General features: G+C 67.6%; 11 protein-coding genes. 4 read left to right on the top strand and 7 right to left on the bottom strand.

The features are described 5' to 3' along the window. Positions 1 to 285, bottom strand: a 285-nt coding sequence (locus Q7J26_RS09105) for a hypothetical protein (RefSeq protein WP_304936143.1), incomplete at its 3' end; no start/stop codon positions are given. 31 nt (positions 286 to 316) lie between these two features. Continuing rightward, a complete protein-coding gene (locus Q7J26_RS09100) occupies positions 317 to 874 on the bottom strand; it encodes a GNAT family N-acetyltransferase (protein ID WP_304936142.1) in 558 nt (185 codons plus the stop codon). Positions 875 to 962: 88 nt separating this feature from the next. On the opposite strand from Q7J26_RS09100, the gene Q7J26_RS09095 reads away from it, so the two are divergent. After that, entirely contained in the window at positions 963 to 1,412 is a 450-nt protein-coding gene (locus tag Q7J26_RS09095; protein WP_304936141.1) for a DUF1036 domain-containing protein, read from the top strand. Between the two features lie 24 nt (positions 1,413 to 1,436). On the opposite strand, the gene Q7J26_RS09090 is transcribed toward Q7J26_RS09095, so the two are convergent. Beyond that, positions 1,437 to 3,659 carry a S9 family peptidase gene (locus Q7J26_RS09090; protein ID WP_304936140.1) on the bottom strand — a complete coding sequence of 741 codons (2,223 nt, stop codon included), beginning with the start codon at positions 3,657 to 3,659 and terminating at the stop codon, positions 1,437 to 1,439. Positions 3,660 to 3,748: 89 nt separating this feature from the next. Between Q7J26_RS09090 and Q7J26_RS09085 the strand changes: the two genes are divergently transcribed. Further along, positions 3,749 to 4,561 carry a serine protease gene (locus tag Q7J26_RS09085; protein ID WP_304936144.1) on the top strand — a complete coding sequence of 271 codons (813 nt, stop codon included), beginning with the start codon at positions 3,749 to 3,751 and terminating at the stop codon, positions 4,559 to 4,561. A 20-nt stretch (positions 4,562 to 4,581) separates the two neighbouring features. On the opposite strand, the gene Q7J26_RS09080 is transcribed toward Q7J26_RS09085, so the two are convergent. Then, the gene (locus tag Q7J26_RS09080; protein WP_304936139.1) at positions 4,582 to 6,366 is read right to left on the bottom strand and encodes an acyl-CoA dehydrogenase; all 1,785 of its coding nucleotides are present in this window, start codon (positions 6,364 to 6,366) and stop codon (positions 4,582 to 4,584) included. A gap of 119 nt (positions 6,367 to 6,485) precedes the next feature. Here Q7J26_RS09080 and Q7J26_RS09075 point away from each other — a divergent pair, with 119 nt between their 5' ends. Beyond that, positions 6,486 to 7,037: a cytochrome b gene (locus Q7J26_RS09075; RefSeq protein ID WP_304936138.1), complete on the top strand. Its 552-nt coding sequence runs from the start codon at positions 6,486 to 6,488 to the stop codon at positions 7,035 to 7,037. After that, the gene (locus Q7J26_RS09070; protein ID WP_304936137.1) at positions 7,034 to 7,963 is read left to right on the top strand and encodes an L-threonylcarbamoyladenylate synthase; all 930 of its coding nucleotides are present in this window, start codon (positions 7,034 to 7,036) and stop codon (positions 7,961 to 7,963) included. The genes Q7J26_RS09075 and Q7J26_RS09070 overlap by 4 nt, the downstream gene beginning before the upstream one ends. Here the strand turns inward: Q7J26_RS09070 and Q7J26_RS09065 are convergent. Genes Q7J26_RS09065 through yaaA form a run of 3 tightly spaced genes read right to left on the bottom strand, consistent with a single transcriptional unit; the run spans position 7,960 to position 10,733 of the window. Further along, positions 7,960 to 9,027, bottom strand: a complete 1,068-nt coding sequence (locus tag Q7J26_RS09065) for a patatin-like phospholipase family protein (protein ID WP_304936136.1) — start codon at positions 9,025 to 9,027, stop codon at positions 7,960 to 7,962. The two genes, Q7J26_RS09070 and Q7J26_RS09065, sit on opposite strands and share 4 nt — an antisense overlap. A 24-nt stretch (positions 9,028 to 9,051) precedes the next feature. Then, positions 9,052 to 9,909: a 3-hydroxybutyrate dehydrogenase gene (locus tag Q7J26_RS09060; protein ID WP_304936135.1), complete on the bottom strand. Its 858-nt coding sequence runs from the start codon at positions 9,907 to 9,909 to the stop codon at positions 9,052 to 9,054. A 53-nt stretch (positions 9,910 to 9,962) separates the two neighbouring features. Beyond that, a complete protein-coding gene (gene yaaA, locus Q7J26_RS09055) occupies positions 9,963 to 10,733 on the bottom strand; it encodes a peroxide stress protein YaaA (RefSeq protein ID WP_304936134.1) in 771 nt (256 codons plus the stop codon). Positions 10,734 to 10,980: the final 247 nt, after the last annotated feature.

Genomic DNA, 10,980 nt, shown 5'->3' with positions numbered 1-10,980 from the left:
CGCCGCCGACGTCAGCGACGCCGTGGCCATCGGCCGGGGCGCGGCGACCCGGCAACGCGCGGGCGGATGCAGAACGGGCGCGGCCACGCAGGCCACGCAGCAGTCCATGGCCTTCATCGCCTTGCCGGAGTCGGTGGATGGCGACGACGCTTCACCATGGGCCGCGGCCTTCTCGTGACACGGCGGCGGCGAGGCGTCGCCCGGCATGGCCATGGCCGGAACCGCGCTCGTCATCAGAACCGCAAGGGCTCCGAGCAGCATCACCATGGCCTGAAGCGCGCGCATGGCGGCTAACTAGGCGCTGCGGTCCCCGATCTCAAGCGAGTCCGCCGCCCAGGTTCAGCCCCGGCCCCTGGGGCGGCGCGCCGTCCGGGTGCAGGTCCAGCTGCATCAGGGTCACGTCCAGCCACTGGTCGAACTTCCAGCCCACCTGCCGGTAGACCCCGGCGTCGCCGAAGCCCGCCGCCCGGTGCAAGGCGATCGAGGCCGCGCTGCTGTCGCTGTCGCTGATGGCCGCGATCAGATGTCGCAAGCCCAGGCCGCGCACCCGTTCCGTCAGCACTTCCATGAGGGCCCGCCCGACGCCCCGACCCCGGGCGGCCGTCTCGACGTAGATCGACACCTCGACGCCATAGCGATACGCCGGCCGGGGCCGGAACGGCGAGGCGTAGGCGTAGCCGGCGAAGACGCCCTCGGCCTCGGCCACCAGCCAGGGCAGTCCATGGCGGCGCACGGCCTCGAAACGAAGCTGCATCTCCCCGACGCCGGGCGGTTCGAGCTCGAAGGTCGCGGTGCCGTTCAGAACCTCATGTCCGTACAGGGCGGCGATAGCCGGCAGATCGTCTGCGCTTGCATCGCGTATCGTTCGAGCCATGGCGGTCCCCGTTCGCCGTCAGCAACCGTCACTGGCTTCGGCTGCCGCATTTGATATTCTGCTGTTCTTACCGGGGGAGAGTACGACCATGAAAGCCATGACCTGCGCGACCGTCGCCGCCTGCCTGATCCTTGCCGCGGCCCCGCCGGCCATGGCCGGTCCCGCGCCGGTTTCCGCCCCGCAGGCGACGGTCGAACTCAAGGTCTGCAATCAGAGTGGTCGCGACGCCACCGTCGCCGTGTCCTACGTCGAGGTCGGCAGCGGAAGGTTCATCAATCGCGGCTGGTACGCCGTCGCCAATGGTGTCTGCACCGACCTCGTCAGCACCGACAATTCCAACTTCTACATGTACGCCGACGCGACGGACGGGTCCGGCCGGTCGTGGTCGGGCAATCATGCGCTCTGCGTGGAATACCCGGGGCCTTATACCTTCTGGTCCACGGGCAGCGAGTACTGCGACGATCACCAGGAGGTGAAGAATTTCGTCGCGATGCACGCCGACAATCCCGGCGATTACACCTGGACCCTCGATCCCTAGGCGTCGCCGCCGCCGGGCGGGCGGTCAGACCCGCTCCCAGCCCTTGTCGATGGCCCAGACCGCGAAGGCGTAGTCGTGGGCGACCTCCTTCAGATAGTCGAACCGGCCCGAGGCGCCGCCGTGCCCGGCCTCCATGTTGATCTTCAGAAGCACCGGCTTGCCCGAGGTCGTCGCCGGCCGCAGCTTCGCGACCCACTTCTCCGGCTCCCAATAGGTCACGCGCGGGTCTGACAGGCCGCCGGTCGCCAGCACCGCCGGATAGGCCTTGGCCTCGACCTGGTCGTAGGGGCTGTAGCTCATCATATAGTCGTAGGCCTCGGGGTCCTCGATCGGATTGCCCCACTCCGGCCATTCCGGCGGCGTCAGCGGCAGGCTGGTGTCGCTCATGGTGTTGATCACGTCGACGAACGGCACCTGGCCGATGATGCCGGCCCACAGGTCCGGGCGCATGTTGTTGACCGCCCCCATCAACAATCCGCCGGCCGATCCGCCCTGGGCCACGATGTGCCCGGCCTTGCCGTGGCCGGTCGAGATCAGGTGCTCCGCCGCGGCGATGAAGTCGGTGAAGGTGTTCTTCTTGGTGAAGCGGCGGGCGTTCAGGAACCAGTTCCAGCCCTTGTCCGAACCGCCGCGGATATGGGCGATGGCGTAGATCCAGCCGCGGTCGACCAGCGAGAGGCGGTTGGTCGAGAAACTGGCGGGCATCGGGATGCCATAGCTTCCGTAGCCGTACAGCAGCAGCGGGGCCGAACCGTCCACTGGCGTCGACTTGCGGCGCAGCACCGTCACCGGGACCAGTTCGCCGTCGGCGGCGGGAGCGTTCAGCCGCTCGACCACATAGTCCGCGATATTGTGGCCCGACGGGATCTGCTGGGTCTTGCGCAGGGTCCGCTCGCGCGACGCCATGTCGTAGTCGAAGGTCTGGGTCGGGGTGGACGGCGAATTGTAGCTGTAGCGGGTGTTGGTCGTCTCGAACTCGGATGCGCCGGACAGCGACAGGGCGAAGGCGGGTTCGTCGACGGCGATCTCGTGCTCGGCGCCGGCGCGGTCGCGGATGATGATGCGGGTGTTGGCGTCGGCGCGTTCCTGGCGGGCCAGGTGATCCTTCGTCAGATCCAGGCCCTCGATGAACCGGCCCGGCGTATGCGGCACCAGATTGGTCCAGTGGGCCTTGCCGGGCGTCGCGGTCGGCGCCTGGACGATCTTGAAGTCGATGGCGTCGTCCGCATTGGTTCGGATCACCCAGCGGTCGCTCCAATGATCGACGTCGTAGCGGAGGGCCACCACGCGAGGCTCAAGCATCACGGGTTCGGCCGTGGGCGTCGCGGCGGGAATGTAGCGCGCCTCGGAGGTTTCCTGGTTCTGGATACCGATGACGATGAACTGGTCGTCGGCGGTACGGCCGACGCCGATGAACATGCCGTCGTCGGCCTCTTCATAGACCAGGGTGGTTTCGCCGCCGCGCGCCGGACGACGGAAGATCTTGTCCGGGCGACCGTTGTCGTCGCGATTGGTCCAGAAGATCCACTGGCTGTCGGGCGAGAAGACGAAGTCGCCGGTGGCGCTGTCGATCACGTCAGGCAGAACTTCGCCGGTCGCCAGGTCCTTGACGTAGATTTTGTGGACCTCGGAGCCCTGGGCGTCCTCGGCATAGGCGAAAAGGCTGTGGTCCGGGCTGTGGCTCGCGGCCGAAACTTCAGAATAGGCCTTGCCCTCGGCGAGTTCATTGGCGTCCAGGAGCAGTTGAGGCGCGGGCGCAACGACGAAGTTTTTCGTCACCGGCTGACCGTCCATCATCCACGCGCCCTGACGCTCGACGCGCATGTAGCGGGGATGCTGGTCGCCCGTACGATATTCGACGTAGTAGTTCCAATCGCCGTCCGAGGCCGGAACCGAGCTGTCGTCTTCCTTGATGCGACCGCGCATCTCCGTGAACATCGCCTGCTGCAGCGGCAGGGTGGAGGCCATCATGGCCTCGCGGTAGGTGTTTTCGGCCGTCAGGTGTTCCTTGACGTCGGCCTTGATCAGGGTCGGATCGCGCAGCACGGCCTGCCAGTTGTCGTCCTTCATCCAATGATAGTCGTCGGTCCGCGTGCGGCCCAATTGTTCGATGACGACAGGGATCTTCTTGGCGACGGGGGGCTGGGGCATCGAGGGTCCGGTAGTCTGAGCGGGCTTGGCGAGGGAGGGGGAGGCGACCGCGACGGCGGTTGCGGCGGTCGAGAGGATCAGTTGGCGACGGTTCATCGGTTAGGCCCCCTTATTCGGACCCGAACCTTGTGCGTGGCCCATGGCGGCGTCAAATGAAGAAAAGCCCAGAGAGGCGCTTTGCCTTGATGTTCGACCTCCAGACCCAGCCGACAGCCTCTGTCGAGGCCCCGCAGACCGTGTCGCGTTCCGCCAGGGATCTGACCGTGACCATGATCCGGGCGACGGTGCAGATCGACCAGTCGAACGGCGACGGTACGCGAACCGTGGGCGCGGGCTTTCTGCTGAATGCGCCGCGGGCGGACGGCACGCCGCGCACTGTCCTGGTCACCGCCGATCATGTGCTGAGCCGGATGCCTGACAGCGAGGCGCGGATCGGATGGCGCGTCGAACTGCCGGACGGGGGATGGCGTTTCGATCCCCAGCCGCTGACCATTAGGGACGCAGACTCTGACCCGCTATGGACCAAGCCGGACGACCGCGACATTGCGGTCATGGAAATCAGCGCGCCGGCCGCCTTCGCCCACGACGCCATTCCGATCGCCTGGCTGGCGGACAGGGAGGCGTTCGACGCAGCCGAGGTCGGGCCGGGCGACGATATGCGGACGCTGGGCTTTCCCCGGGGATTGTCGGCCAACCGCGCCGGGTTTCCGATCCTGCGCGTCGGGCGGATCGCATCCTGGCCGCTGACGCCGATCAGCGCCTTTCCGACCTTCCTGCTCGATCTGGCCGTCTTTCCGGGCGACTCGGGCGGACCGGTGTTCTGGACGCCGCCGCGGCCCTCGTCGGACCTGTCGCCGGTCCATCCCTATGTCGCAGGGGTGCTGACCCAGGAAGTCATCGTCCAGGACGAGCGGCTCAGGATCGGCGTGGTGGTCCACGCCGACTATATCCGCGAGGCGGTGGCCCTGCTGGACCAGAAGGCCGCGCGGGCGCCGTGAGGCGCCGGGCGCTCGCCGCCTCAGCCCGTCAGGGCTTCGGCCGTCAACCGCTTCAGCAGGTCGCCGCCCTGGCCCACGGCCGCCAGGCGGCTGGAGACATGACCCAGCACATTGGCGGCATAGACCTCATACAGGTCCAGCTTGCCTTGCAGCCAAACGGGGTCGCCTTCACCGGCGTCCAGCCGCGCCTTGGCGGCCAGGGCGCCCTTGGCCAGCATCCAGCCGCCGACCACGTCGCCCATCAGTTTGAGATAGGCGTCGGCGGCCGCCAGAACATCGGCGGCGCCGTCGGCGTCGGCCTTGCGGTCCAGCAGCCACAGGGTGGCGTCCTGCACCGCCTCGATACCCGTGGCGAACCGTTCGAGCGGCTTGCCGGAATAGAGAGACGCCAAGGCCACCAGGGTCGCCTTCATGTCGGCGATCACGGCCTTGGCCGCCTCGCCGCCGTCCATCGACAGCTTGCGGCCGACCAGGTCCATGGCCTGGATGCCGTTGGTGCCCTCGTAGATCGGCGCGATACGGGCGTCGCGATAGTATTGCGCGGCGCCGGTCTCTTCGATGAAGCCCATGCCTCCGTGAATCTGAATGCCCAGCGAGGCGACCTCGCAGCCCACATCGGTGGACCAGGCCTTGGCGATGGGGGTGAACAGATCCTCGCGCGCCTTCCAGCGGCGGCGGTCGTCCTCAGTTCCGGCATGACGGGCCAGGTCGGCGGCGACGCCGGTCGACAGGCAGATGGCGCGGGCGGCCGAGGTCTTGGCCTTAATCACGCCCAGCATCCGGCGCACGTCGGGATGGTCGAAGATTGGAGCATTGGCCTCGCCGGTCCAGACCGAGCGGCCCTGGCGACGGTCCAGCGCATAGGCAAGGGCGTGCTGATAGGCGCGTTCGGCGATGCCGACCCCCTCGACGCCCACGGCGAGGCGGGCGGCGTTCATCATCACGAACATATGGGCCAGGCCCTCGTTCGGACGGCCGACCAGTTCGGCGCGCGCGCCTTCATAGCTCATGACGCAGGTGGGGGAGGCGTGAATTCCCAGCTTGTGCTCGACCCCGACGGGGCGGAAATCGTTGCGGTCGCCCAGGCTGCCGTCGTCATTGACCGCGAACTTTGGCGCCAGGAACAGGCTGATGCCCTTCGGTCCCTTGGGCGCGTCCGGCAGACGGGCCAGCACCAGATGGATGATGTTGTCAGTGGCGTCGTGGTCGCCCCAGGTGATGTAGATCTTCTGGCCGTTCAGGGCGTAGGTGCCGTCGCCGTTGGGCGTCGCCGTGGTGATCAGCGAGCCCAGGTCCGACCCGGCGCCCGGCTCGGTCAGCACCATGGCGCCGGTCCATTCGCCGCTGACCAGCTTGGTCAGATATTTGGCCTTCTGGTCCTCGGTCCCGACCTGGTCCAGCGCCTCGATGGCGGCGAGGGACAGCATGGGGCAAAGGCCGAAGGCCATGTTGGCGGAGTGGACGGTCTCATAGGCCGCCAGCTCCAGCGCCTTGGGCAGGGCCTGGCCGCCGACCTCGACGGGAGCCGACAGACCGGTCCAGCCGCCGGCGGCGAACTGGCGATAGGCGTCGGCGAAGCCGGGGGCGGCCGTGACCGCGCCGTTCGCATAGTGCGAGCCCTGCTGGTCGCCGATGCGGTTCAACGGGGCCAGCACCTCTTCGGAGAATTGTCCGGCCGCTTCCAGCACGGCGCCCGCGACGTCGGAATCATAGTCCGGGAAGGCGCCGGTGGCGGCGACGTCGGCCATGCCGGCGATCGCCTCCAGGGTGAAGGCCAGGTCACGAACGGGTGCGCGATAGCTCATGGGTTTCCTCGGTGTGTATTCAGGCCTAAGTGCCTCGTCATCGCCCCTCGTCGCAAGCGGCTTGGCGCAAGGCTCTTCGTCGGGGCACAGTGGCGCCCTGCCGCCACGGAAGGGAAGTCATGGCCGAACCTCGCAATCGCTATTCGACAGTATCTCTGGCGTTTCACTGGATCATCGCCTTCGCCGTGCTGGCCCAGGTGCTGCTGATCACGGCGCATGAGAAGACGGAAGGCGCTCTGTCGGGCCAGTTCGTCATGCTGCACAAGTCGGTGGGCCTCACCATACTGGTCCTGACCCTGGCGCGAATCGGCTGGCGGCTGGCGCATCCGGCCATCCCTCTGCCGGGCCACCTGCCGCGCTGGGAAAGGCTGGCGGCGCGGGCGACCCATGTGCTGTTCTATGTGGTCTTGATCGCCATGCCGATGACCGGTTGGCTGGCCTCGTCGGCGGCGGGGCGTGAGATCGCCTGGTTCGGTCTGTTCGACTGGCCCCTGTTGCCCGTCGGCGGCGGGCGCGAGACGGCGGGTCGGTTCATGGAGGTCCACGAACTGGTGATGAAGGGTCTGTACGTCCTGATCGCGCTTCATGTGCTGGGTGCGCTGAAGCATCAATTCATCAATCGCGACAATGTGCTGCATCGAATGATCCCGCTGATCCCGCGCCGGCCATGAAGGCGCGGTTGGGCGATACGGCCGATCAGGCGGCGACGGCCCTGCGCCGGGGCGAACTGATCCTGCTGCCGACCGAGACCGTCTATGGCCTGGGCGCCGACGCGGGCAACGCCGAGGCGGTGGCCGCCATCTTTCAGGCCAAGGGAAGACCGCGCTTCAATCCGTTGATTTCCCATGTCGGCGACGCCGTGGCCGCCGAGGCCATAGGTGTGTTTGACGCTTCCGCCCGGGCGCTGGCCGAGGCCTTCTGGCCGGGGCCTTTGACCCTGGTGACGCCGGTGCGGGACGGCGGGCGGGTCTGCGATCTGGCGCGGGCCGGGCTGGACAGCGTGGCCATCCGAGTTCCCGGCCATGCGGCTGCGCGGGCGGTGCTGTCGGCCTTCGACGGGCCGGTCGTGGCGCCCTCGGCCAATCGGTCCGGGCGGCCCAGTCCGACGAATTTCGCCGACGCCGTCGAGGAGACGGGGTTCGCTGTGACGGCGGCCGTGGACGGCGGGCCTTGCGCCGTGGGGCTGGAGAGCACGGTCGTGTCGGTGCTGGACGGTCGGGTGTCGCTGCTTCGGCCGGGCGCCGTGACCCGCATCGAGATCGAGGCCGTGGTCGGGCCGCTGGCGGAGGGCGGCGAGGGGCGCAGATCGCCGGGCCGGCTGGCCGTGCATTACGCCCCCGACGCCCCGGTTCGGATCGACGTCGTCGAGCCCCGTGACGGAGAGATCCTTCTGGGGTTCGGGCCGGGGGCGGGGGATCCGCGCTGGAGCCTGAGCGTCTCGGGCGATCTGAGAGAAGCGGCCGCCAACCTGTTCAGATTGTTCAGGGAAGCCGACCGGATGCACCCGATTGGCATCGCCGTGTCGCCGATCCCGTCGCAGGGGCTGGGCGAGGCGATCAACGACCGTCTGCGCCGCGCCGCCGGCTTCGTCGGCTAGCCGAACCGGGCCTGGAGGTCGACGCTGGACCGGCGTCCGACGCTGGGCAGGCAAGTTTCCAGCCAGTCGTCGGCGGCGGCGCGACCGCGCGCCTTCAGATCATTGAGGAAGCTCCATTCGGTGTTGAACTTGGACCGCAGCGACAGGTCGGACAGCCAGCCGTCGGCCTCGATGGCGTGCAGCCGGACCTGGCGATAGGGACCGCCGCCGCCGCCCTTCAACTGGCCGTTGGCGATCATCTCGCCGGCCATGGCGATGGCGCGCAATTCGGCGACCAGGGGGGCGTTGAAGACGATCTCGTTCAGCCGCTCGACGATGTCGCCGGCGCTGCGCGGCGTCTCGTCGCGGGCCATGGCGTTCAGCGTCACCAGGAGGACGTCGTCCGGCGTGGTGTCGCCAGTCAGGGGCCATAGCGGGGGATTGGTCAGGTAGCCGCCGTCCCAATAGGGTTCGCCGTCGATCTCGACCGCCTGGAACAGATGGGGCAGGCAGGCCGAGGCCATCAGGACGTCGGCGGTGATCTCTCCGGATTCGAAGATGCGGGCCCGGGCCTGGCGGACGGCGGTGGCGGCGACGAACAGTTTGACGTCCGAGGCCTGGACCGCGCCGAAATCGACCGCCGCCTTCAGCACTCGTTTCAGAGGATTGTGATTTAACGGGTTGAATTCATAGGGGCTCATGGACAGGGCCAGGGTCTCGCCGGCGCGCCATAGCGGGGTGTCCTTGATCCAGTCCGGCGTCTGGGCCGGGTTCCACAGGGTGCTGTCGCCGAAGACGTTGCGGCCGCCCGACTGGTTGATCTCGCGCCACAGTTTGTCGAGAGCGGCGCGGGCGTCGCCGGCGGCCAGGCCCGAGACCAGGGCCGTGCCGTTCATGGCCCCCGCCGAGACGCCCGAGACGGCGCGGACATCCAGCCGACCGTCCTCCATCAATCGGTCCAGCACGCCCCACTGGAAGGCCCCGTGCGCCCCGCCGCCCTGCAGCGCCAGGGACAGGGGCCGCCGCCCCGAGGGCGAGGGGACGATGTCCGCCGGTTCGGCGGTCTTGCGTCTGAAGATCGCCATGCCGCCGCCCCCTAGGTCATTTGTCTATTGCGCGGTCCAGCCGCCGTCGATGGAGAAGCTGGCGCCGTTGGCAGAGGCGCCGAGGTCGCTGACCAGATAGAGGAAGAGGCCCGCCAACTGGTCGGTCGTCACGAACTTCTTGGTCGGCTGCGCGGCCAGGATGACGTCGTGCAGCACCTGTTCCTTGGAGATGCCGCGGGTGCGAGCCTGGTCGGCGATCTGTTTCTCGACGATGGGGGTCTCGACGAAGCCAGGGCAGATGGCGTTGCAGGTGATGTTGTCCTGGGCCAGTTCCAGGGCCACCGTCTTGGTGAAGCCGACGATCCCGTGCTTGGCCGCGACATAGGCCGACTTGAACGGGCTGGCGACCAAGCCGTGGGCCGAGGCCATGTTGACGATCCGACCGCGCCCCTGGGCCTTCATGATCGGGATGGCCGCGCGGGTGGCGTAGAAGGCCGAAGACAGGTTGATGGCGATGATCTGCTCCCACTTGTCGGTGGGAAATTTCTCGACGGATTCGACGTGCTGGATGCCGGCGTTGTTGACCAGGATGTCGAGGCGGCCGAACTCGTGCTTGGCGAAGGCCACCATGTCGGCGATCTCGTCGCCGCGCATCATATTGGCCGCGTGATAGCGGACCCGGCCGCCGGACGACGCCTCAAGTCCGGCGCGGGTGCGTTCGATTTCGGCCGGATCGCCCAGGCCGTTCAGCACCACGTCGCCGCCCCGCGCCGCCACGGCCCGCGCCAGAGCCAGGCCTATGCCCGAGGTCGAGCCGGAAATGATCGCGACCTGTCCCTTGAGGTCGCCCACGTCGCGGAACTCCGGCGTATCGCCATGGGCGGCACCGGGACCCTTGGATGACTTCGACCAGTTGAACATGGATCCGCCCTTCGGTGCTTTTGCGAGAGACTAGCGGCAGGAACGGTCAGGGATCAAGAATTTCCCGACCTGATGAATATCCACTCGTTGTCCGTCGAGGCGGTCTTGTCGAATTTGTAGCCGTCGCGGTCGAAAGCCTTCAAGTCCTCCACCCGTTCCACCCGTTCGTCGATGGCGAACCGGGTCATGGCGCCCCGGGCCTTCTTGGCGAAGAAGGAGACGATGCGGCTCTCGCCGTTCTTTTCCTCGCGGAACTGGGGCGTGACGACCGGCAGTTTCAGGGCCTTGGCGTCGACGGCGCCGAAATATTCCTGACTGGCGAGATTGACCAGGGTCGGATCGGCCTGACCTTCAGCGTCGGCGTTCAGCTGTTTCGAGATCCGGTCGCCCCAGAAATCATAGAGGCTGGACCCGCGCCGGGTCTTGAGTCGCGTGCCCATTTCAAGCCGATAGGGTTGGATCCGGTCCAGCGGCCGCAGCAGGCCGTAAAAGCCCGACAGGATGCGCATGTGGGCCTGGGCGAAATCCAGGGCCGGGGCGTCGAGCTCGCGCGCCTTCAGACCCTCATAGACGTCGCCGGCGAAGGCGAAGGCGGCCTGGACTCCGTCGGTCGAGTCCGAATCGAACGCCTTGAACCGTTCCAGATTCAGGGTGGCGAGATCGTCGGATATGCTCATCAGGCGGCGCAGATCGGCCTTGGTCTGGCGCCGCGCCGTGGTCGCCAGGCTGGCGGTGTCCTCGAGAAAGCGGCGGTCCGTGCCCGGGAGGGCCGGGTCGGCTTCGGTGAAGTCCAGCCGCTTGGCGGGAGAAAGAACGATCAGCAAGAGGCGGCTCCTTGGTAGCCCGCTGACATAGGGCGCCTTGGTGACGATTTGAACCGGGTGCGGCGACGGCGCGGGGGATCGTCCCCGCGCTTTCGCTGCGAAGTTCTGGAGGGCTGGGCGGGGCGCCGGGCCTTCGCCCGGAGTTTTGATTTAGAAGTACCGTTTCGACGAAGGTTTGACGCCCCGCGCGGAAGGTTGGCCTGCAAGCTCGGGGCGCCGAGCGGTGGCGGTCTTATCGCCTAACCCC

Origin of the sequence: Brevundimonas sp., assembly GCF_030656255.1 — a bacterium.
GTDB lineage: Bacteria > Pseudomonadota > Alphaproteobacteria > Caulobacterales > Caulobacteraceae > Brevundimonas.
This window is presented reverse-complemented; position numbering and strand designations above follow the sequence as displayed.